The sequence below is a fragment of the Pseudomonas sp. ASL3 genome (genome assembly GCF_056680425.1).
Window position 1 is genome coordinate 3141050 of record NZ_CM155281.1, and the last position, 22702, is coordinate 3163751.

A 22702-nucleotide genomic window follows, 5' to 3' on the forward strand; every position below is an offset into this window, starting at 1 on the left:
TGAAGAGATTAACTGCTTGGCAGAACATCTAAAAGGAGACCTGGACATGCGTAATCACGAAATTCCGAAGCAGTCTGCACGCAAGAAAAGAGGCGGCAGCACACTGAGACAAACGATCGCCCAGCTGTTCAAACGGCTCAATGATAACGGAGGCAATGCCTCAAATATGAACAACCGCAACACCCAAGAAGAATCGAAGCGAATGAAAGTTCTTCGAATTGTGGGAATGATCGTGGTGGTTGGACTTTTCGGTTGGCTGGCCCGGTATGGCATTGATCAAGTGCCCTACATTGGGCATGCGCCAGGAATAATTTTAGGCACTCTTTTGCTCGTGTGGCTTGCGCCCAAGACAAACACCACTGACAACGGGAAACAATAATGGGGGCCGACTCTCTGGCAGGCCTTGAATGGCTATTCACGTTGTTTGACGGCGCTCTCAATTTTTTGATCGTAGCGACTGCACCGTTTTTTTCAGCGATCGGCAAATCAATCAACGGCTGGCTGCCAGCCGTCGGTTTCATCGCTCTGATGATCGCGCTTATTCGCCTGCCAGCCGATGGGCCTTTCAAAGCGATTTTCAGGTCGACGGCGATTTTTCTCTTCATCACCTATGGCTTGAGCCCAACCACCATGACGTTGACGGGCGGCTCTACGATCGAGGCAACCCATGGCCAACGGATTGCTTATTCATTGGTGATGTCGTTCAACAAAACCCTGAATACAGCGCTCAGCAAGACCATGGATGAGCTGCACGTCGACGGGGCCTTCATCCCGACCTCCGCGCTGATCCAATACAGCGTCGAGCGCACGGCTAATCAGTATGCCAACAGCGATTTGGCACGGCTGATTCGGGACTACAACGAGCAATGTTCGCCATCCATGCGTGCATTTAAAGACTCTGCCGACGGCACCTCAATAGAGGCCTACCATGCCGTTGGCCTATTGGGTGGTGGTGGACTGGGCATACCGGATGAAAAGGTCAGTCGGATCGCGCAGATGAAAATCGTTGGCCAAGGTGCGAAAGAGATCATCGGTAGCATGCCGTGGTCGCAGATGCAGACAATGCAAAACATGGCTAGCAGCATCCTCGATGCCGGCTCGATTCGAGAACGCCGAGCAGAGGGGATAAGCGCCTTAGAGAAAGACGCGAAACCTTTTGTAACCTCCAGAGCCTATGCACTACCCACTAGGGAATACTGGACGGGGATCGTCTCTGGCAACCCGGAATCCAAGCCCAGCTATTTGAAGGTGAGTGATGCACCCGGCGAGCTAGCGGCGACGATGGCTCAAAATGTCACCGTTTGGCAGCCTGAAGAAGGCGGCAAGGACGCAGCATTGGGCTACGTCCCAAAAAGCTGCGTCGAAGCTTATCAGGTTGCCCAATTTGCCGCCGAGCAAGCCTACAACGGGTTAGTAGAGACCGGCAGCATGAAAGCATCAGGCGGGCAAAGCACCGATAGTGATACGGGTGTATTAGCCGCTCAAAAAGCCTGGATGCGTGTCCAACAAGCGACTTTTGCCGGCGGGGAAGAAGCAGCCTCCAGCGGCCTCAACTCCATCGTTTCAGGAACGATTTCGACCTGGCAATTGGGAAAAAACGCGCTTTCATGGTTCGAGCTACAAACACTGCTTCCTCTGTTTGTGGGAGCAATGGCTGGCATATTTTGGCTGGTTTTCATTGCCGGACCGATTGCGTTTCTACTCTCCCCATTACGAGGCGTTCAAAGCCTGACGGGATGGATCTCGATGCTAGTCTTTCCAGTGTTATGCATTCTGTTCGCACACCTCATTGCAGTGAGTTCGTCGGTGGTAATGAGCAGTGCTGCGCTTGCCCAAGCTGCATCCGCCGCAGGTTGGCAGGGGGGTGGAGCTGACATCGATATGGTGTACGGCATGATTCAGATGGTTTTTGGCGTGCTGCTAGTGGCCTCGACCTGGATTGCCACCAAACTCACCGGAGTCAGCGTCACAGCCATTCTTGGCGCTGCTCGCTCGCAGGCGATCACCGGACCGCAGGCTATAAAAGCGACGGCGGATCTGGCAGCGTCGGTTGCCGGATTTAAAAAAACCGCACTTAAGTTTGCTACTCAGTCGACTCAGTCCGGGAAAAATAATGGCGGTGGCGGTGGCGGAAACAGTAAACCTAGTGTTCGTCCCACGGTATCTGTTGCTGGTGGGCGTGCGGTTCAGCATACCGCTCGAGGCTCAGGCCGTGGCAGCTACAGTGGTCCAAGCCTAAACCCCACTCGGCCCAACATTGACAGCTCCCGCCCAGCTAGCAATAACGAAAAATTCGCCCAGGGGCGGACTCCTCGGAGTCAGAAACCGAAGTCATTATCGGATCACGATGAACAGAAATAATTTCGTTCGTGCTGATGCCGAGTCGATTTCAAATCCTAAGATCGGGAATGCGAAAGTGCTTCTGGCACGCAAGAAGTTCAGGAACCATGTGGCCTTCCGCGACCTATTGGGAACCGATTATGAGCCTGACGTTTGAGGACTACTTGACCGCAGACTGGAACAAAACATGGGACAGTCCGTTAGACCTTCGATATTTATTCGATGCTCTCGCTCCTTGGCCAGGATTGTGTTGGGTACTACGAGGAGACCCTCAGCATTTGCGTCCCCAGCTCAGTGGATTGCCAACATTTGACTGGGAACAGGAAACGCCCATTGAAATCCGGCTGATGGAAACACCGAACATTGATGTGTTCACCTTTGATCTGGTGTTGGCTGAGCTGAACAAGCGTAATCGACTGGACGCCCGTCTCGAGGAAATCCATTTGTGCTGGTTTCAAAGCTTGCTGGAAAAGCTTCCACCGGCGAACGTTCCTTACTGCGGGAGGGCCTGATGTGAACTCGACTCAAATCCGATTCGGATGGCTGGCCACCTTGCTCCTGAGCATTCCGCTGATAGCTGCGGTGCCGGTTTGGCCAGGGTTCCTAACGGGCCAGCTGGTATGGGGTGCTTCGGCACTACTGGCAACCGCGACTGCCATTTATGTCCTGCGAGGCCGGCAAGAAAAGCGTTTAGCTAGAGAGCTTTTCAGCGTCCTGATAGGCCTCGGTATCGGCTTGATCGCATCGCAGTTTTTCATTCAGTCATAGGAGCAATCGACATGAGGCGCGCCGATAGTGCAATTCGAGCAGTAGCCCTGCTCTCCCCCGATAAAATGGCTCAAGAAGCCTTATTGCTGGCCATAGGTGAGATCCCAGAGGAGGCGCGTGAAGCTATGACATGCTCAAGCTGGAATACCGCATTCGAGTCAGGTTTTCTTCAATTAGAAATGGCGTTGATGACCAGCACGAGCTGGGTTGATCGCGACGCCGTTGAGAATTTTGCGATCCGCGCCGTGGCCCTGATGACGAATCATGAGCCCGTTCGGGCTTGCCTGCTGTACATCTTGGCAGAGACGCCAGAAGTGGCTCGGCAACAGCTCGCTGACAGCTGCTGGAGTGAATGCCTGTCATCTGACGTGGCCTTAAAGCGCGCAAATTTAGCTCGCGAGTTTGGCCTGTCGGCGGTGATGTGAAGAGTTTCACAAACGCTCATCAATCGTTCTTTTTTGCGCGTCAGGCTATCGGATATGAGTGAAGTGACCAATCAAAAAAGCCCCATCGTTTACCGGGATAATGGCTTATTGACACGTACCAAAACTCTAATATAGTGGCACGATGCAGCTTAAACAGGGCGCTGAGAAGGAGCGTTTGTAGTCACAACACTGGGGTGCCCTGCTGTTGGATGAAGGGGAGGCGGATCTACGGACGTGCCTCCCCTCGCCTTTTCTGGCTTTAGCATTCGAGCAGCCGCTTTGGTGGTTCCGGAGGCGAGCCACAACGTTGATTCGCGGCCAATGTAGTGTGCCGACTCGGAACGCCCTCCTGATGGATCGAAGCTGACTTGTCCCACCTTATGTCCGACATACGGGCGTCAGCGCGGACAAATCCGCTCATCCAAGCGGCCCCCTCAAGCCCACTGCCCTGATCGCTTCGTTTGTCGATCTTGCCAGCACTCGGCGGCGGCAGGGACTTCGGCCAGTTGATGAAACTCGATAAGCGTCAAACCGCGTTCAGCGTTCACCTGCAATTGCCCCACTGAGGCAGGTTTGCCGCCCATCGAACTTTCTCGCATAAACCCTCCTATTTTTTCGTCATTTTTGCATCGAACGCTTGGGGATTGTCCTGGTTCAACGCAAAGGTTCGGAAGACGGTTTTAGAGAGGTCTAACTGTAAGGGGCCGGCGAACACACCTTCCGAGCCCGGCCGATAAGGGCGATTGTGTCCGCGTATTTTTAAGCGGACGCAATTACCCTTAACGCCAGGATCGCCATGCGCCAACGTAAGTCCTACCCGAAATCCTTCAAAACCCAAGTCGTCCAAGAGTGCGAACAACCCGGTGTTTCCGTGGCGGCTATTGCGATGAGGCACGGTATCAACGCCAATGTCGTTCGCCGGTGGATACCGCTTTATCGTGATCAACAGGCAGTCGCGCTGCCAGCCTTCATTGCTTTGAAAGTCGAACCAAAACGAAAGACCGAAGCGTCGGCGATCATTGAATTACCGCTCGGTCAGCAAACGCTCACAGTGAAATGGCCAACTTGCGATCCCGAAGGGTGCGCCCGCTTCATCCGGGGGCTTGCCCTGTGATCCGCATCGATGCCATCTGGCTCGCCACCGAACCGATGGATATGCGAGCGGGTACCGAGACTGCGCTGGCCAGAGTGATCGCGGTGTTTGGTGCGGCGAAGCCGCACTGTGCTTATCTGTTCGCCAATCGCCGCGCCACTCGCATGAAAGTGCTGGTGCATGACGGCTTCGGAATCTGGCTGGCTGCTCGCCGGTTGAACCAAGGCAAGTTTCACTGGCCAGGCATTCGCCATGGCTCTGAGATGGAGTTGGATGCCGAGCAACTTCAAGCCTTGGTGCTGGGCCTGCCATGGCAACGCGTGGGTTCCGGCAGCGCGATCACACTGCTTTAAAGGCCACCATTAGCCTATCGGTCTATCGCTGTGAATTGCCCGCTCTGGCAAAATCCGCAGCATGACTTCTTCGCCCAATCTCGACCAAATGTCTCCCGACCAACTGCGTGCCTTGGCAGCGCAGTTGCTGTCGCAGGTCGACACTATGGGCAAGAAGATCAACCGCGACCAAACGGTGATCGAGAAGCTGACCCACGAGATCGCACAACTCAAGCGCTTGAAGTTTGCCAAGCGCAGCGAGCAGTTGAATCCGCAGCAGGCCAGCTTGCTCGATGACTTGATCGATACCGATATCGCGGCGATTGAAGCAGAGCTTCAGGCCTTGCAAGCAGTGCCAGCGGCGACCGAAAAAAAGCAAAAACCTAAGCGCACTGCGTTGCCGGCAGAGTTTCCACGCACGTTGATCCATCACGAGCCCGACAATACTCACTGCCCATGTGGCTGCGCACTGAAACGCATCGGTGAAGACGTCAGCGAGAAGCTGGACTACACGCCCGGCGTGTTTACCGTTGAACGCCATGTCCGTGGCAAGTGGGTGTGCGATGACTGCGAAACGCTGATCCAGGCCCCCGTTCCGGCGCAGGTCATCGACAAGGGCATCCCGACCGCCGGGTTGCTGGCCCATGTCATGATCGCCAAGTTTGCTGACCATCTGCCTCTTTACCGCCAGGAATCGATTTTCGGTCGGGCTGGCTTGGCAATTCCGCGTTCAACCTTGGCTCAATGGGTTGGCGTTACTGGCGTGCAGTTGCAGCCTCTGGTCGATGCGCTGCGCGACGTAGTGCTCGGGCAGCTGGTCATCCACGCCGATGAAACACCGGTTCAGATGCTCGCTCCGGGCTCAAAGAAAACCCATCGCTCTTATGTCTGGGCCTACGCCACCAGCCAATTCTGCGAAACAGCGGCAGTCGTTTACGACTTCAGCCCCAGCCGCGCCGGTGAGCATGCTCGCAACTTCCTGCAAGGCTGGAAGGGCAAGCTGGTCTGCGATGATTTTGGTGGTTACAAGGCCAGCTTCGAACTCGGTGTGACCGAGATCGGCTGCATGGCCCATGCGCGGCGCAAGTTCTTCGAACTGCATGCCACCAACAAGAGCATGCTCGCCGAGCAAGCCCTGCGCTACATCCAGTTGCTTTACGAAATCGAAAGTGAAGTCCGCGACCTGGAACCGGATTTACGCCGTCGAATACGGCAAGAAAAGGCTGTGCCTGTGATGGATGCACTGCATGCCTGGATGATCGCCCAGCGCGATCTCGTGCCCGAAGGTTCAGCTATCAGCAGAGCACTGGATTACAGCCTGAAACGCTGGGCAGCTCTGTCGCGCTACCTCGATGACGGGGCCGTACCCATAGACAACAATTGGGCCGAGAACCAGATCCGACCATGGGCTCTTGGACGCAAGAATTGGCTCTTCGCAGGGTCGTTACGCAGCGGCAAGCGGGCGGCAGCGATCATGAGCTTGATCCAGTCTGCGCGGCTGAATGGCCATGATCCGTATGCCTATCTGAAGGACGTTCTCACGCGACTGCCGACGCAGCGGGCGAGTGAGATTGACGAGTTGCTGCCGCATAAGTGGCAGCCGGTCTAATTACGCAAGGCGTGATGCCCGGACGCATACGTCTAACTGGTCGCCCAGGTAGGTCAGGTCTCCGTAGCGTGTGTGACCGTCGCAATTGGTACAGATCAAGTCCTTGCCTCCTCCGATTCGTTTGAAGATCCAATCCACCTTCCTATCCGAGAATGCCTCATTCACCGTCAGGACTTCGCCATCAATCTCGAATTTTCCATCGGTATCGGCATTCTCACCCATTTTTATCAGCTCCTCTGGAGCAAAACTCAATGGGTACCTGAGCGTCCTTCCAGTGATGGCCTTGCCATCCTTGATGTAGAGCAATAGCGATGTCCCGTATCGCTCACCCTGAGCTGTTTTTAACTTGCTGTAGTAGTAACCATTCAGTTGGCTGTCATCCTTGCAACCACTGAGCGCAAGGCCCAGCGCAATCACGACACCAATGCTTCTCAAACCCGATTTCATCCGCTTTTCCTTTTCCATAGTGGAGACTGCGGCGTCCATCGTACGGCGCTAAATCGGTGGCAGAAGCCCACCCAAAATTATCTCCGCCAAGTTTTGGCGAAACACCGGCGAAGAGTAGTCCCGTCAGCCTGAAGAACTACCCCTGCATTGGGCGATCGACTTGACCACGCTGATCTGCGCTACCATCCGGCACACAGAAAATGGCAATGAACTGACGTTAACCGACGATTTCCCCCATCACCTTTTCTACCGATGACGAGGAGTTGAAACGGTACTTGGAGATCAGTGCTCTTAAGCAGCTTTCAGGCCTCACCCGGATCGGGTACGCGTATTTTTCTGGTTCGAACGCTATGACTGGCGACTTTGGCAGCTAACCTTGGGGGCACTGCGGCGCTCTACCGCGCTTATCGGCAATGGGTTCCTAACTCAGTAAGTGATTTAAAAATCAGCACGCAGAGGACTGGCTCAATCTGCAGGAAGTCGGCCGCGAGCGGTTCGACGACGCTTAAAAGGAGATGGAGGCACGGTGGTGAGATGCTCAGTCGCAGCTAAAAAAAAAGCGGTCACTGAAGACCAGGACCGCTATGACTGTCAGGCAGTCAAGCTGGGCGAACCCAACTATACGAGAGAGGGGGTATTTCCGCCCCACCCCAGGCGGTGACTACAACACAACGCTTAACGAGACACGCTCATGGCGCTAGAGCGGCAAGCGCTCTCCTAGTCTTTACCCCAGACGACTTTCGCTGCGCAGCGAGGCCAATTTAGCCAGGAGCCGGGCTTTGGCTGCGTCCAGTACCGCCGCATTGGTTTTGCTCGACAGTTTTTCCCGAGGCTTGCCGCCCAGGAAATAGCTGATCCGCTCCGCGTTGGCACCCGAGGGATGTGGCAGTCCGTCCAGCAGCTGCTCGGCTTTCAACAGGCCTTTGGCTTGCAGGTGTTGAAAGACCTCCGTGACTTTCGGCCCCAGCGGGACATAAAGGCACTGCGGCCCCAGTGTCCGGATTTCTTCCTCTAGGTGCGTTTCCACCTGGTGACGCAGACTGGCGCGACTGAGCATGGCAGGGCTGCCGCTGTAATTCTGACCGTCCACAAAGACCGGGTAGCGCAGGGCCGAGGTGTAGTGCACCAGGTGACGGTGCGTATCGAACAGCAGTGCACAGCTATCGATGCCCAGCAGCGTCTGCAGCCCGATGTGATCCAGCAGGCTGGTCAGGTTGTTACGCATGGGCCCGGCAAAACTGGCCGTTTCCTTGGCTGCTTGTTTGGCGTGGTCGATGGAGGCGCCTTGGCGCAGCTGTTTACGCGCTTCATCCAGGGCCCGACTGGCCTGCTGCAAGCCCGGCGTGATGCCGCACAGCACCACTCGCGCACCGGTATTGACGTGATCAAAGGGCGCATAAAAGGTCTGTAGATTGCCTTCTGAGGCGAGCAAGAGCTCGGCCGGCAGCGTGGCGAAATTATGCGTGGAGGCGGAAAGCAGGTGGCTGAACTGTTCGAGGCTCATGGTGATGTCCTTTGACGATGGGCGATTGATAGTTGGGGGGAGCGTTAATCCGCGCGGGTGACGACGAACCCCCGGCGACCTTTCAACCAGCGCAACGCCTCGTCGGCATCGACCACCGTCTGGTTCTTTTCCTTGCGGGTGTACAACCGATCCGCCGCCGCAGGTTGGGCGGCATTGCGCACGGCCCGCTCCGACATTTGTCCCAACACCGCGATCTCTTTCAGTGTCAGGTAGCCAGTGTTGTCCTCTCCGGACAAGAACATGGGCAGCGCTTCTTCATTCGCAAATTTCGGATGGGTATCCAGATCGAGGCGGGCTCTGACCAGCGCATGGAACAGGATGTGTTCGAGTCCTTTCGGCAACATCATTTCGCGGCCTCTGACGCGTGGCGAAAACACCTCAATAGCCGGTCTGGCGGAGAGCACCACGGTGGCCAGACGACCCCAGTTGTCATTCATCTGGGTTTGCTCTGCCCCATCCTTGACGAGCTTGAGTCGCCCATTGATCGCGTAGTCGTAGCAATCACTGGCCGCGATCCGCATCGGAATTTCGCCGTTGTAGAGCTGATCCAGACTCTCCAGCTTGACCGGCTCAATTTCGCCCTTAAATGCCATCAGCGAAGCCCCTAGCCAGCCCAGGTAGGCGTCCTGCGCTTCTTGAAGGATCTCGTCCAGACCGAGCTTTGTTTCGGTGGGGATGAAGTTGTTTTCGAACTGTTCACGCCAGTAGGTGCTCATCGTCGCGGCTCTCGGCTAGAAGGTGTAAGCAGAGACTAGCGAACCGATATGACATAATCAATGATTAATTTATGATATTTACAGTGATTATTTGTTGAGCTGACGTGGACGCTGCCATACCTGCTTGGCGCAGAGCCTTTTGGAGCTTTTTATATGTGATAATGTCCTTTATCACGCGTAACTACGGCAGGTTGTGAAGCGAGCGATCACCGCACCATCCCTCCTAAGGGGAAGGTTGGCAGTTCGAATCTGCCCTGGGACACCATATAAATCAATGCTTACAGCGGTTTATGCAAACAGTGCAAAATGCTCATGGGTGCATAGCGGGTGCGGCAGGTAAGGAACCATTATGGCTGAACCTGTTTCTTGGCTCTTGGGCATGGGAAAAATGCTGTTCAAACCGCTATGGGATTTCATTGCCGGCCGTCATAAGACGGCGAGCGAAAGGCGAACCTCACTAGATCGTTTTTATATTGAGCTGGGCGACGCAAGGGATCGAGCTCTTGACTCCATGCGATTGCTAGCCTGCGAGCACAACCGGCGTAATGATCCAGCCGAGCGCGCAGGCCGCCGATGGGATAGCTATGGGCCGATCAGCTCAGCATCTCGCCTAGAATTCTTCACCATCAGGGGAATTTACGAACGCCATTACGAGGGCTTTACCGTCGATCAAAGGCGCGCGATTTCGCAAGTTTTTGAATTTGCTGATCGGTACAATTCTATTCTCGCCGAGCTCGATGCCCTGCATGGCGAGATGTTCTCGAAGTTTGAATGGGATTTCGCTGCTAAACCGGTGGTGACCCTGGCAACTTTTGTGTTTCTCACGGCAATGCTTATCGAGCAAAAAGAGCGCTTCAAGATTGCTGATCCAGAAACATCAACGTCTGTTGTCAACAAGGTTCTCAGTGGCTGGGGCATCAGCCTATATGGCATCGAGCTTGAAGAGGCGGAATAGGCTTATGTTGCGTCTCGGATCCTGAGAACAGTTGTCGTTGAGCAACTGGCGTGCCTGGCCGTGGCGCGGATGCCCAGGCCGGCCTGCAGCAGCTCCTTAACCCGCTTGTGCAGGTCGGTATCCACCGGACGCCCCTGGTACTTACCCTCTGCCTTTGCCTTCTCGATACCCTGCGCCTGACGGTCACGCCGCTGCTCGTAATCCTTCCGAGCAATCGCGGCCATCATTTCCACCAGCATCGAGTTGATAGCGCCCAGCATCCGGCCCGTGAACTCGTCGCCTTTGGTGTCCTGCATCCCCTGGTGACTTGTCGGCAGGTCGAGCGCGACGATACGCAGCCCTTTGGAGTCAATCGCGGCCTTGAGCTTCTGCCAGTCCTCAACAGGAAGGCGTGAGAGCCGGTCTATCGACTCAACCAACAGCACGTCACCCTTGCGCGCATCCTTGAGCAGGCGCAGCAGTTCAGGCCGGTCAGCTGTTGCGCCGCTGGCGTTCTCCAGGTAAACGCTAGCGATCGCCTTGTCGTGGTCGCTGGCGAACTGCTCGAGCGATTCACGGGCGCGGCCGGCGTCCTGCTCTTCGGTCGATGCTCGGAGGTATGCGCGGATGAACATGATTGGTGCCTTCCGTATCAGTTAGGGTGTCCTACTAATACTGTTGCACTTTGGGTGTTACTAAACAAGCGATTTGATAGAATCTGGTCGAATCTGCCTGTATCAGCTCAGGCATACCTTAGATGCAACGCCTGCCCAAAGATGCGCAGAATGGCGATCTATTATGGGTGGGGTCGACGACTACCTACTGCAATCTTCATCAGACGACCAGACTTTTGGAGCTCTTGCCTTTGGGGCGCAGCTCACAGAAAGCGAGTCGATCTCAACAGCGTTGAGAGAACACAATACATGGTCGTTCAAGGAGTCAGATTAAAGCCTCGGCAGGATGGGTAAGTGCGCTTTAGAATTTTTTTGTCGTCTCGAATTTTTCATTTCGATTGCTTCTTAGGTGGCTGAAAGCTCTATACTTACTGCAATCCGCCGGCATAAAAAAGGTTAGAAGTACATGGAATTTAAGACATCTCTTAAGGAACATTTTAAAAAGTTTGAAGCGTCTCCTATGTTGTTTATCGGATCGGGAATGTCTAGGCGCTACCTCGGTACGGAAAACTGGGAACAGCTACTACTTAAATTCTGTAATGAGATAGGTGAAAACCCACTCAAGCTCAGAACAAGTTCAGGTGGCGACCTCACAAAATATGCGCATTTGCTGGCCAAAAGCTATGAAGAGCGGTGGTGGTCCCAGCCAGAAGCGAAAGATATATCGGAAAAGTTTGGTGAACACTTCATTAATGAGAGCTCCATTCTAAAAATAGCGATCTCTCGCTACCTGCAGGAAGTGCATAAAAATATCAACCCCGAAACGCTTGAAGAAATATCTTTACTGGAGAAAGCAAATATCGATGGCGTAATTACAACAAATTGGGACTGCCTACTTGAAAGTACCTTTCCTAAATTTACTACATTTATAGGTCAAGACGGACTCATTGCCGGAAGAAGCCATGGCATTGCTGAGATATACAAAATCCATGGATGCTCTAGCAAACCAAACTCACTAATCCTAACTGAGGGGGATTATGCAGAGTACAGAAGAAAAAACCCATATCTATCTTCAAAGTTACTTACAATTTTCATTGAGCGTCCGGTAATTTTCTTGGGCTATTCACTTGCCGACCCACATATCGCCGAAATTCTGGAAGATATAATTGGATGCTTCCCTGAAAAAAGCCTAGACTTTCTGAGAGACAAGTTAATATTTGTAGAGTGGCACGGCGACCTAGAAACCCCTACAATTACCGACTCAATCATCCACAAACGGATACCCGTAAAGCTTGTAAGAGTTAAAAATTTTATCGAGCTTTATGAGGTTCTAGCCGAGACTAAGAAACGCATCCCAGCTCACATTTTCAGAAGAATCAAAGATCAATTGTATGAGCTAGTTATAACTGACGACCCTAAAGGTCAGCTTTACGTTAGAAATGAAAGCGATCTTGCAAAAGGCGATTCTCTAACAGAATTCGTTGTTGGCTACGGGGCCATTTCTACTGTCAAGAAAGGCGAGGCGGTGTCAAAACAAGGTTTAATTGGCCTTGAGCGTTCAGACCTTATTCGAGACATTATATTCGAAACAGAGTAAGGGATCCATGAACCCCACATTCAAAGCTGCCATCGGATCCCGAATGCTGTGCTCCCGATTCATCTCTGGAGCCAGCCACAATGATGCGCCCCGACGCCAAAGTCGAAAAAGTGTACCTCTACCCCAAGGCCGTGGACTTCCGAAAGTCCATCGATGGCCTCGCCGCTCTAGTTGAACTAGATATCAAGGTGGCCGTGTTCGACCCGGTGCTTTTTGTCTTTCTGAATCGCCATCGTAACCGAGTGAAAATACTCTACTGGGAGCGCAACGGCTTTTGCCTATGGCTCAAGCGCCTGGAGTCCGAACGATTTAAAACATCGCCTGATGCCACCGACGAGGCCATCGTATTGACCGTCCAGGAGCTGAACTGGTTACTCGACGGTTTTGACCTGTGGCGTAATCGTCCACATCAGGTTTTGACTCCAAGATTTGTCGCCTGACGGGTATAATCCAGGGCATGCCATCCATGCCCGACAACCTTCCTGATGACCCAGTGCTTCTCAAGCAGATGCTGCTTGATACGTACGAAGCGCGCGCGCGTGATCAAGAAGTCAAAGAGGCTTACGAGACTCATATCGTTGATCTGAAAGAACAGATCAAGTTGCTGCGTGACCGTATATTTGGTCGTAAGTCCGAGCAAACGGTTGAGCCCAACACACCGCAATTGGCCTTGTTCAACGAACCCGAAAGCGAGCCGATGCCTGTCGTCGATGACGCCGAGGAAGAAGAAGTCGTTGCACCGACTAAGCGCCGTGGCAAACGCAAGCCACTATCGGCTGATCTGCCGCGTATCGAAGTCATCCACGAACTGCCCGAACACGAACTGACCTGTGCCTGCGGTTGCCGCAAACACACCATTGGCGAAGAAACCAGCGAGCAGTTGGACATCGTGCCGATGCAGATCCGCGTCATCAAACATATCCGCAAAGTCTACGGTTGCCGTGGTTGCGAAACGGCTCCGGTCACCGCTGACAAACCTGCTCAATTGATCGAAAAGAGCATGGCCAGTCCGAGCGTACTGGCGATGCTGTTGACCACCAAGTATGTCGACGGATTACCGCTGCATCGTTTTGAAACGGTGTTGAATCGACACGGTATCGATATCCCGCGTCAGACCCTCGCTCGCTGGATTATCCAGTGCGGCGAACACTTACAACCGCTGCTGAATCTGATGCGCGACCGGTTGCTGGAAAGCCCGCTCATCCACTGTGATGAAACCCGCGTCCAGGTACTTAAAGAACCTGATCGAGACCCGACCAGCCAATCCTGGATGTGGGTGCAGGCCAGTGGGCCGCCGGATCGAAAAGTCGTGCTGTTCGACTACACCTCCAGTCGTGCGCAGGAGGTGCCACTGCGCCTGCTGGAAAGTTATCGTGGCTACCTAATGACCGACGATTATGCAGGTTATAACGCACTGGCGTTGCAACCGGGTGTTGAACGGCTGGCGTGCATGGCCCATGTGCGACGCAAGTTCGTCGACGCACAAAAAGTACAGCCCAAAGGCAAGACGGGCCGCGCCGATATAGCACTGACGATGATCAACAAGCTGTACGGCATCGAGCGTGAACTCAAGGACAGCAGTGATGAGCAACGTTTTATCGGTCGTCAGGAAAAGAGCCTACCGATCCTGGCCCAGTTGAAAGGCTGGCTGGAAAAAACGCAGTCGCAGGTGACGCCACAAAGCGTGCTGGGCAAGGCCGTGAATTATCTGGCCAACAACTGGAGCCGGCTGGAGCGCTACGTGGAGGCTGGTTTTTTACCGATCGACAACAACCCGGCGGAGCGTGCAATAAAACCGTTTGTGATCGGGCGCAAGGCTTGGTTGTTCAGCGATACGCCCAAAGGCGCGACCGCCAGTGCCCAGATCTACAGCCTGGTCGAGACCGCCAAGGTCAACGGCCAGGAGCCCTATACGTGGCTGCGCCACGTACTGGAACGACTGCCGCATGCGCAGTCGGTGGCCGACTACGAAGCGCTATTGCCATGGAACTGCTCGCCAGATATGCCACGGTAAACACAAAGCGCATCTATCGGTAGGTGTACTTTATGGATCGGATACGAAACAGAAAAATTTGAGGCAACTGATATAGTTGCGACTGTATTTCCAAAGCTCGCAAAAGGAAATCCAAAGCTACCTATTTTCCATTACTTAAACAAGGCCGGATACCTTCTTCCTGATGGGAGCCTGAGCGCCGTCTCGCCTCAACTTTGCCCTGGTGCAAAATTGAGATTCGAAGGAAATCTTTTTACAGACACGAACAGAGACACCGAACTAAAAAAATCCAAAACCATCCCGGAAGTCCTTATAGGGATTAATGAATTATATCAACGGCAGGGATTCGACCTTTTCGTGAGAATGGTTCCTTACATGGAGCCATCCCTTATAAAGGAAGGTTTAGGTGATTTATGCGAGATCCTGAAAAAACACGTGGACACCTCTTATAAAAATAGCGGCTTTGTTAGGCTAGTTTGCTTTTATGACCTGGTAAAAAATAGCAATCGATATTGAACACTACAACATTATTAAAACCCAAACGATTCGGTAAATCCATCACATGTTGGGTTTACTGCATAGATACGGCAGGCCGCAGTTCAGGCAAGTGCTGGGGTCGTACATAGGGAAACTCCGTGTAGATTGAATCCCTACTGTCACGACTCCGCCAGCGGCCAGCTTATTGGATTGCCAGGCTCAGTAAGTGGGGCTTCCGGACCAGCCGCCGATGATCACCGAGTAATGCTGGTCAGCATCCACGGTAATTGCCCGATACTCCTTGAGCGCGAGGCGCCATTGGCCCTTACCCGCAGATTGGGAGCTTAAAACCGGATAATCCTTGTCCAGTTTTGCCCCCAACAACACCATGTCCTTTACCTGAAGCAATTTGGCGGGTTTCCGTACCAGGGTGTAGGCATTTCTTTGGTCATCGGCAACATGGATGTGGATCGGATTACTGCACTCAGCGCAAAGCCAGGTTCTGTTCGAAAAATCCTCATCAAAAGTAAGGTTTTTTTCGCATTGCGGGCATTCATACCCCTTGTCCCACGCCTGGGTCAGCATTGTCACTACTCCTGTATAAAAACTAACGATAAAGTATTTTATCGCACAAAAAAAACGCAAGGTCGCGAAGCGCGTAATGAGTAAAAACGGGTACATCCTAAAGGGAAGGCTGCTGGTTCGAACCCCGCCTGGGACACCATATGAATTAAAAAAGCCTCCGGCCACGCCGCTCGGGACGTCAGAAAAGAGTGTGGCAGCGGCAGGCAAGAAAGCCTCGCTAAAGACTCATTGCGACGGCAGCAGCTATCCTGACGTTACTAAGGGTATTCTTCTTCGATTCCAATATATTTAACATGCGACAGCGAGCTCCAAGCCTTTCTGGATCACCGTGAACGCCATAATGTCGAAGATGGCGCCCTTGTCGGTATACTTCGGGTCGGCCAGTTGCTCGTAGAGCTCACGCAAAGCGTAGGAGTCTTGAATGCTTTCGTTGATTTGGCCCTTGTAGACAGTTTCCAAGAATGTAATGTTGGCCTTGTGGATGACCACAGTTTGGCGAATAGACTCGTCCTCAAGCTTCTCCTCGGACACCTCACGTATGTGCAGCGCCTCTTCGTCGCTGATATCGAAGTTCTCGCGAATCTTCCCGATCATTTCCTGCACTGAGATCTTCTTGATCAAAGGAGCTCCGCCAGCACCGCCCTTCTTTGCCTTGGGCTTTTTGAGGCTGCCGGGCATTTCGACTTCGCCTTCGTAAGTGACAGCCGCCTTCTCGACGACTGTAGCGCGTACGAGTTTCATAAGCTCGGACACAGATCCCGCTTTGATGAGCTGCGGGCCTACGAACTCGCAGAACGCTACGAATACACGCACGGGCTCTTCGTAGCTGAAGAAGCTGCTGAGAAAATGGTAGGTCCTCACAAACTTGGCGAGGAGGTAGACGAAGCTTTTCCGTTCTTCGGGGTCCGTGATGTGAGCTTGGAATTGCTTGCGTAGCTCACTGGCGCAATTTTGCAAAGCGGGGTCGTTGTTGGCCTTGATCAACGCCACTATCGGTGGTGCGTCGTCTTGGGAGAAGAGACCGAATGCGAGAATCTCCGCGTATAGATCACGGCATTTTTGCGGGTCCGGTTCATCAGGTTCGTATGGTGAGCCGTGCCGATACTTGTTGAACGCTTTGAGGATTACCTTAGCGTTGTTAGTGAAGTCCACGACCACGACGCCGTCTTTGTCCGGATGGCAACGGTTAAGTCGGGAAATTGTCTGCACGGCGCTCCGGTCGGCCACGGCTTTATCAAGGAACATCCCTGCGAGCAACGGCTGATCAAAGCCTGTCTGGAACTTGCTCGCCACGATCATGAGTCGGTAACTCTCCTCCTCGAAGCGATCCTCGATCAGCTCGCCTTCATTCAACCCATTTACTGAGTGCTCCGTGAACACATCGTGGTTGTTGGGATGCACGAAATCGCTGAAAGCGTAGAGTGCCTTGTAGGCGGCTCCTCGCTCCTTCAGTTTGCGCTGAATCACGCGAAAATACTCCAGCCCCGCAATGCGCGAAGTGGTCACGATCATTGCCTTGGCCCGGCCGTCGATTAGTGGCTTCACCTGCTCCTCGAAGATCCGCAACATGACTTCCGCCTTGTATTGGATCAACTCGGAATCCTGAAAAGCTACGTTTTTCAAAGCCTTTGACACCACACCCGGTGGGTACAGCCTCTCCTCTTCCGGGAGCGGAATGATTGGGCAATGCAAATGGTAAAGCGTCTTGTAAGAAATGATGCTCTGGGCCACATCCACAATGTAACCCTCCTGGATGGCCTCGGCTTCAGTGTAAGTGTCGAAGGGCTCACCAAAGAGCTGCACCGTCGCCGCTGACGGTGTCGCGGTAAACGCCACGAAGAGCTGATTAAGGTCGTGCTCGCGGATGACTTTGGCGATTTGGTCCTGCGGGTCCCAATACTCCTGCACGTCTTCTGCGTCAGGTGTCTCCTCGTCATGGGTCTCAGCGAGGGTCGGGGGTTCCGCCGCCCCCTCTGCATCGCCTAAGTTATATGGAGCGGGATATTCGGCAGCCATGGCGAGATCCTGCAGAACCTCAGTTTGCTGCTTAACACGAAACGGCGTGCGGATCGCCGTTGCCATCCGCCCCTCCTGCGAACGGTGGGCCTCGTCGATGAGAAACGCCACACGCAGATTTTTCAAGCCTTCGTCATTTTCGATCTTGCCGAGAATGTAGTGAAACTTCTGCTGAGTAGTGACGATAATCTGTTCGCGCCCCTTGAGGAAACGGCCAAGGTCGCCCGACCTCTTGGCATAACGCACCACGTTTTTAAGTTGGGAAAACTTCTCGATGTCCTCGCGGATGTTCTTATCGAGGGACTTCCGGTCAGTGAGCAGAAAGACCATGTTTACCATCTTTTCTGATGTGCCCGGTTTGTAGATGCTGTGCAAGCGATCGGCCAGCCAGCACATGGTCAATGTCTTACCGGAACCAGCGGAGTGATTGACTAAAAACTTGCGGCCCACGTTTCCATGTTCGGCGAAATGACCCTGGGTCTCCAGCGCAGTCTTCTCCACACAGCGCCGTTGGTGGTAGCGGGGAAAGAGCGTAAATGCCGGACGTTCGGGGAGGTCTTCGGCGGCTTCCTGCTTTGGGGCTTGGACGAGATAAAAGGAAACAGCTTCCAGCAGACTGTCCTTCGATAGCACCTCACGGTAGAGGAACTCCACCGGGTATTCGCCTTCTGTCTGCGGCTGGTTGGTCAGACCAGTATTGAACCAGCGAAAGTTTTTTTCCGACCGTGGATCGGTTGCAACCTGCACATCGCTGGTATCGGCGGCGATGTGGAGAAAGGGCAATTGGAAGATCCGGTCGCCATGATCGCGGGCGAAGTATTGTGCAACGGCATCGTGAACGTTCTGGTTAGCCTCGTGCTTCAGTTCCATCGTGACGATAGGCAGGCCATTGAGGAAGAAGCCGAAGTCCAGGCGCTTCGCACCCTTGATAATGAGTTCGGGGATGAAAGTGATCCTGTTCTTGCCGTAAAGCTGATTGGCGACGCTATCGCTGGAGCGGGGTTTTGGAAAATAGAGTTTGAAATCTTTCCCACGAACGCTCAGGCCGGAACGTATGATCGTCCACAACGGGCGGCGCCCGATCTCCTCTCGCAGCGCATTGAAGATCTCATTGCGGGAGTCACTGCCATAGTCCACCTCTAACAGCTCGAGGGTCTCCCTCTGCGTTGCTTTGAGGAAAGCGTAGAAGTGATCCTCCGCAAAGTAGAAGCCAGTGTCGGTGATTTCATCTTTAGTGAGGACGGAGAAGTGATGCTCGCGAACGAGGAAGTCTGCGATGTGCTTCTGAAACTTCTTCTCAGGGCCTTCAAACATGATATTCCGCCTTGGCAACATCCGCGTCGAAAATGCGCCGTTTGCCGGTGACGCATTCGTGGATCAGGGATTTCCGGTAAGTATTGAGGCAAGCGAGTTGATCGTTGAGTCGCTGCTCAATCTCCCGTATCTGCTCAGACCTTGTATCAAGGTATGAGGCAATTTCAATTTGCTCGGGAAGTGGAGGAACCGGAATTTCTAAACGGCAGTAACGCGTCGGATTGAGGTTTGCCTGCTGCACGGAAGGAATTGCCATCTTGCGGGCCAAGCCGAGAAAAACTTCAGCGTTCAGCAGGTGATTCAAATAATTCGGATGGTTTTTGTGGTTCGCGCGCAGCCGCACCAAATACGAGGCGTAGGTGATATTTTCGGAGCTATCGCCCCGAAAGATTCCGACTTTCGCAACCTGATCCAAGCTGTTCGTTCGATTGAAAAGAAGGTCGTTTTTCTCAAGAATCAGGTCAGGCAGCACATCAGGGACAAATTCAATTTTGGTAAATTCGATCTCGCTCCTAACGATGTTTCCCATCTTAAGAACTGCATAAGTCCCTTCCTGTTCGGTGCTCTGCGAAATGCCATAGTCAACTTTCGAAAAAACGCGCTTTAACTTCTGAACCTTCCAATGGATTGGAATCGGCCCAAGCCACTCTACCCCTGAATCTCTTACCTTAGTGCCCGGGTTTAGGCCTTGAGTGACCGCGCGCTGGATAATGGTTTTGCGGAGGGCACTGAGCGTCTTGAGCTGCTTTTGCTTCGCCTCAATCGCCCGGTCAAGCGCCGCGCAACTCGCGTTCAAATATGCCGCAATGCGCTTTTGTTCGGGAAGGAGGGGAAGAGGAATCGTGATATATCCAACTTGCTTACCATTTACCGAAGGAACCGGGCCTTGATTAAATAGTTCAGAAAACTCAATTCGGTTAAAAAGGTAGAAGAGAAAATCTCGTTCGCATTGATGATCGAACACTAACCCGATCATGTTGTTATCTATGCAGCTCGGTTGCGCCAAGATTCTGAATCTGTTCAACAGCAAAGCCGCACCAACCTTTGCAAAAACAATAGTATTGGTTGGAAAGACTTCAGCATTGAGCCGTTTCGCAGTGTGCTGGCTAACCGTATGTTCAGAATCCGTTAAAAACCTTGGCGAACGAAGGTGCTTTACCTTGAAAAAAGGAATTGCCTCATTGGTTACGCCTTGTTCGTCGTGGGGAAACCCCGCTCCGCCTTTGAGTCGACCAATTCGTTTGAGATGCTTGGTCCGCCAATCAGCGGCCACACTCCCAAGAAAAGTTGATTCAGACTCCCTCATACTGATTCCTTCGCCAATCCTTTCAATAGACCTTCCGCCTCTTCCTCCAGCCTCCAGAACTGCTTAAGCAGGTCATCGGCAAGGGGGGGTGGGGTATAGCGGTAAAAATACTTATTGGGCAGGATCTCGTAGCCAAGCTGCGAGCGGTCCTGCCAACGGATGATGTTTTTCTCTATCTCACGCTCGAGGAATGCGGGAATATAAGCGTCCGGCTTTCCTTTAGCATCGAAGGGAATGTATTCGTCGTCCTTGACGTAATGGCGGTGAGTGTAGCTTACCTCCGTTTCCAGCCTGTCCAAGGTAGCCGCAGTGACTTTTCCCATTTCCTTCCCGAAGCGCACAGCGATTTCGACTTTGTATAGGTCCACGAAACTTTCGTCTGGACCGAGGGTGAGATCGAACTCATGGAGCGTCTGGCTTTCTGGGCTAGTGACACGGATATGGAGCGTCATCTCGCTGTCGTAAAAATCCTGTTTCGACCTCACATTGGCGGCCTTGAACTGCACAGGGAAAGGCTCAGTGATGATGGCAGGCTGGTCGTTTACATCGGTTTGCCAGAAGACAACCTCCACTTTGTGGAACGCGAAGTCCGCTTTGGTGAAGAAACGCGTGTCGTTGTCCTGGAATCCCTTTTTCCAACCACCGTGATAGCGCTGCTCGATCCACTGGCGATGACGCTCGACGATACGGTTGCGTTTACTGCCGAAGGATTTGGGTTCCTTCTCATACTGCTGGCGACCGTCAATGATCATAATTCGGCCATCACGCCCGATGGTGTCTCGGTCATTACGCAAGAGCCAGATGTAGGTGTAGATGCCGGTGTTGTAGAACAATTCGCTGGGTAGCATGACGATTGCGTCGAGCCAGTCGTTTTCGAGAATCCAACGACGAATCTCGCTCTCACCCTCGCCGCAGTCGCCATTGCTTAACGGGGAACCATTGAAGATGATGGCGGTCTTGCTGCCCCCTTGCTCGGGCTTCTTTTGTTTGGCGAGGATGGTTTGAAGGAAGAGGAGCGAGCCATCGTTCACTGCGGGCATGCCGGCACTGTAACGAGTTTTCTGGAATTTTTCGGCCTGGTCCTGATAGCCATCCTTACCACCCCACGTGACGCCGAATGGTGGATTACTGAGCATATAGTCGAATTGGTTCGATTCGTCGGTCTCGGGGAATTGGTCACCCGGCTCTTTGCTTAACGGATCGTGAGGGATTAGGGAGTTTCCCCAGTAAATAGTGGCTTGCGCCTCACCTCGGATGAGGGCCTCGGAACGGGCGATTGCGTAAGTCTCTGCCATCAGCTCGGTGCCATGAAGCGTAATGAAGCGGTCCACGCAGGAGCGTTCTTTGTCAGTTCTGGCTTTGTCGAGCAAGTGCTCCTTGGCCACGTAGAGCATGCCGCCAGTGCCGCAGGCAGGATCGTATATGGAGGTGTGACGGTCGGGAATCGGTATTTCCAGCAACTCGACCATGAGTCTAATGACCTCACGTGGGGTGAAGTGATCCCCCGCGGCCTCGGCGTGAGCCTCCGAAAAGCGCCTTAGTAATTCCTCATAGATGTAGCCCATTTCCAGGCTAGAGAGCTTATCTGGACCGAGATCGAGGGTGGAATACTGGTTCAGGATCGGCGCGAGCCGGGCGTTTTTCACCATCTTGCCGATGACTGCGCGATAGTCGAAGCTTTCGAGGATGTCCTGAACGGTCTCCGAGAAGCCGTTCAGGTAAGCCCGGAAGTTCTTTTCGAGCAGGGTGTGGTCTTCCTCGTATACCTTTCGCAGCGTCCAGGTAGTGGAGTTCGAGAAACCGCGAGACTGCTTGTGGTTCAGCTCAAGGGCTTTGACGAGTATATCCAACCCCTCATCAGAAATTGTCTTTCGCTTTGACCGAATTTCTTCCGCCTTCAGTTCGCGCCACTTGATCAACACGCATTCAAGACGGCGGATTGTAATGATGGGCAGGACGACGACTTGGTATTCGTGGGCCTTGAATTTGCCCCGCAAACGCTCTGCCGATTTCCAAATTTCGTCGGAGAGGTTGTTTAGGCGGTCTTTATCAAGATGGGAGCTGGGTTGACTCATTTATTAATCGATTTCTCAGTAGTTTCTTTGGCCCAACAGCTCCACGCCCCACTCATGGGGTGCGAGTAATGGTGTGTTAGGAGAGTCAATTGCAGGACTCAATCGTAGCAGCTTTCCATGCTTCGCAGCCGCGCCCTATAGGTGCCGAACGCAAGAACTCGGTAGTCTAGCCACAGACCGCGCCGACTCTTTAGGTTCAATTTAGTAGTGCGATGAAAAGGTACAGCAGCAGTACAGTGTTCAGCTTTATCCAACTAACGAAAACTAGCCAAACCTACATATAATCAACTGGTTAAGCTATTGTACCCTTGCCCTGCCTAGCCTAGATTTTACTGACCTCGGTGTATCAGTCAGCGACTCATAATCCCTTGGTCGCAGTTCAAGTCCTGCAGATCGCACCCACTGTCGCGTCCGCCCCACACGACCAAGTTCAAGTCCCGGCCTGTGGCATGGTGCAGATCGTCCTCGGCCATCAAGCTCGCAGATCCACTTCACCCCCCACTCAAGCGGACGTGCAATCAAAAGCACGGCGCCGA

Annotated in this window: 21 protein-coding genes; 12 read left to right on the forward strand and 9 right to left on the reverse strand. The window is 53.3% G+C overall.

The genetic code is table 11. The features are described from left to right. Positions 1–46: 46 nt before the first annotated feature. The 4 genes from AC1MEE_RS14415 (at position 47) to AC1MEE_RS14430 (ending at position 3533) form a co-directional block, all read left to right on the forward strand. A complete protein-coding gene (locus AC1MEE_RS14415) occupies positions 47–379 on the forward strand; it encodes a hypothetical protein (RefSeq protein WP_480415969.1) in 333 nt (110 codons plus the stop codon). Further along, the gene (locus AC1MEE_RS14420) at positions 379–2361 is read left to right on the forward strand and encodes a hypothetical protein (RefSeq protein WP_480415970.1); all 1983 of its coding nucleotides are present in this window, start codon (positions 379–381) and stop codon (positions 2359–2361) included. The genes AC1MEE_RS14415 and AC1MEE_RS14420 overlap by 1 nt, the downstream gene beginning before the upstream one ends. 119 nt (positions 2362–2480) lie before the next feature. Further along, positions 2481–2852 (forward strand): hypothetical protein, encoded by a 372-nt coding sequence (locus AC1MEE_RS14425; protein ID WP_480415971.1) that lies wholly within the window; start codon positions 2481–2483, stop codon positions 2850–2852. 267 nt (positions 2853–3119) lie between these two features. After that, positions 3120–3533, forward strand: a complete 414-nt coding sequence (locus AC1MEE_RS14430; protein WP_480415972.1) for a hypothetical protein — start codon at positions 3120–3122, stop codon at positions 3531–3533. A 434-nt stretch (positions 3534–3967) separates the two neighbouring features. On the opposite strand, the gene AC1MEE_RS14435 is transcribed toward AC1MEE_RS14430, so the two are convergent. Next, positions 3968–4132 (reverse strand): hypothetical protein, encoded by a 165-nt coding sequence (locus AC1MEE_RS14435; RefSeq protein ID WP_480415973.1) that lies wholly within the window; start codon positions 4130–4132, stop codon positions 3968–3970. Positions 4133–4329: 197 nt separating this feature from the next. On the opposite strand from AC1MEE_RS14435, the gene tnpA reads away from it, so the two are divergent. The 3 genes from tnpA (at position 4330) to tnpC (AC1MEE_RS14450) (ending at position 6567) form a co-directional block, all read left to right on the forward strand. Further along, complete coding sequence (tnpA, locus tag AC1MEE_RS14440) at positions 4330–4647, forward strand: IS66-like element accessory protein TnpA (RefSeq protein ID WP_480411503.1); 318 nt, start codon at positions 4330–4332, stop codon at positions 4645–4647. Continuing rightward, on the forward strand, positions 4644–4979 hold the full coding sequence (tnpB, locus tag AC1MEE_RS14445) for an IS66 family insertion sequence element accessory protein TnpB (RefSeq protein WP_480411502.1): 336 nt from the start codon (positions 4644–4646) through the stop codon (positions 4977–4979). The genes tnpA and tnpB (AC1MEE_RS14445) overlap by 4 nt, the downstream gene beginning before the upstream one ends. 61 nt (positions 4980–5040) lie before the next feature. Continuing rightward, positions 5041–6567, forward strand: a complete 1527-nt coding sequence (gene tnpC, locus AC1MEE_RS14450) for an IS66 family transposase (RefSeq protein ID WP_480411501.1) — start codon at positions 5041–5043, stop codon at positions 6565–6567. On the opposite strand, the gene AC1MEE_RS14455 is transcribed toward tnpC (AC1MEE_RS14450), so the two are convergent. Beyond that, entirely contained in the window at positions 6568–7014 is a 447-nt protein-coding gene (locus AC1MEE_RS14455; protein ID WP_480415974.1) for a hypothetical protein, read from the reverse strand. A 154-nt stretch (positions 7015–7168) separates the two neighbouring features. Between AC1MEE_RS14455 and AC1MEE_RS14460 the strand changes: the two genes are divergently transcribed. Next, positions 7169–7270, forward strand: coding sequence for a hypothetical protein (locus tag AC1MEE_RS14460; RefSeq protein WP_480416230.1), 102 nt, complete (start codon positions 7169–7171; stop codon positions 7268–7270). Positions 7271–7738: 468 nt separating this feature from the next. Here AC1MEE_RS14460 and AC1MEE_RS14465 read toward each other — a convergent pair whose 3' ends face one another. Together AC1MEE_RS14465 and AC1MEE_RS14470 are read right to left on the reverse strand one after the other, a co-directional pair. Next, positions 7739–8518: a uracil-DNA glycosylase family protein gene (locus tag AC1MEE_RS14465; RefSeq protein ID WP_480415975.1), complete on the reverse strand. Its 780-nt coding sequence runs from the start codon at positions 8516–8518 to the stop codon at positions 7739–7741. Between the two features lie 44 nt (positions 8519–8562). Further along, positions 8563–9255 (reverse strand): hypothetical protein, encoded by a 693-nt coding sequence (locus AC1MEE_RS14470; protein WP_480415976.1) that lies wholly within the window; start codon positions 9253–9255, stop codon positions 8563–8565. 349 nt (positions 9256–9604) lie between these two features. On the opposite strand from AC1MEE_RS14470, the gene AC1MEE_RS14475 reads away from it, so the two are divergent. Then, complete coding sequence (locus AC1MEE_RS14475) at positions 9605–10210, forward strand: hypothetical protein (RefSeq protein WP_480415977.1); 606 nt, start codon at positions 9605–9607, stop codon at positions 10208–10210. Between the two features lie 2 nt (positions 10211–10212). On the opposite strand, the gene AC1MEE_RS14480 is transcribed toward AC1MEE_RS14475, so the two are convergent. Next, complete coding sequence (locus tag AC1MEE_RS14480) at positions 10213–10824, reverse strand: recombinase family protein (protein WP_480415978.1); 612 nt, start codon at positions 10822–10824, stop codon at positions 10213–10215. A 445-nt stretch (positions 10825–11269) separates the two neighbouring features. Here AC1MEE_RS14480 and AC1MEE_RS14485 point away from each other — a divergent pair, with 445 nt between their 5' ends. From AC1MEE_RS14485 to tnpC (AC1MEE_RS14495), 3 genes are all read left to right on the forward strand, one after another. Continuing rightward, a complete protein-coding gene (locus tag AC1MEE_RS14485; protein ID WP_480415979.1) occupies positions 11270–12400 on the forward strand; it encodes an SIR2 family protein in 1131 nt (376 codons plus the stop codon). An 80-nt stretch (positions 12401–12480) separates the two neighbouring features. Then, positions 12481–12840, forward strand: coding sequence for an IS66 family insertion sequence element accessory protein TnpB (gene tnpB / locus AC1MEE_RS14490; protein ID WP_240050551.1), 360 nt, complete (start codon positions 12481–12483; stop codon positions 12838–12840). Between the two features lie 17 nt (positions 12841–12857). After that, positions 12858–14414, forward strand: a complete 1557-nt coding sequence (gene tnpC, locus AC1MEE_RS14495; RefSeq protein ID WP_480415980.1) for an IS66 family transposase — start codon at positions 12858–12860, stop codon at positions 14412–14414. Between the two features lie 675 nt (positions 14415–15089). Here the strand turns inward: tnpC (AC1MEE_RS14495) and AC1MEE_RS14500 are convergent. The 4 genes from AC1MEE_RS14500 to AC1MEE_RS14515 form a co-directional block, all read right to left on the reverse strand. Next, complete coding sequence (locus AC1MEE_RS14500; RefSeq protein WP_480415981.1) at positions 15090–15455, reverse strand: hypothetical protein; 366 nt, start codon at positions 15453–15455, stop codon at positions 15090–15092. 288 nt (positions 15456–15743) lie between these two features. Continuing rightward, positions 15744–18785, reverse strand: coding sequence for a DEAD/DEAH box helicase family protein (locus tag AC1MEE_RS14505; protein WP_480415982.1), 3042 nt, complete (start codon positions 18783–18785; stop codon positions 15744–15746). Further along, on the reverse strand, positions 18778–20091 hold the full coding sequence (locus AC1MEE_RS14510; RefSeq protein WP_480415983.1) for a restriction endonuclease subunit S: 1314 nt from the start codon (positions 20089–20091) through the stop codon (positions 18778–18780). Before AC1MEE_RS14510 ends, AC1MEE_RS14505 begins: the two co-directional genes overlap by 8 nt. After that, positions 20088–22166: a class I SAM-dependent DNA methyltransferase gene (locus AC1MEE_RS14515; protein ID WP_480415984.1), complete on the reverse strand. Its 2079-nt coding sequence runs from the start codon at positions 22164–22166 to the stop codon at positions 20088–20090. The genes AC1MEE_RS14510 and AC1MEE_RS14515 overlap by 4 nt, the downstream gene beginning before the upstream one ends. Positions 22167–22702 lie beyond the last annotated feature (536 nt).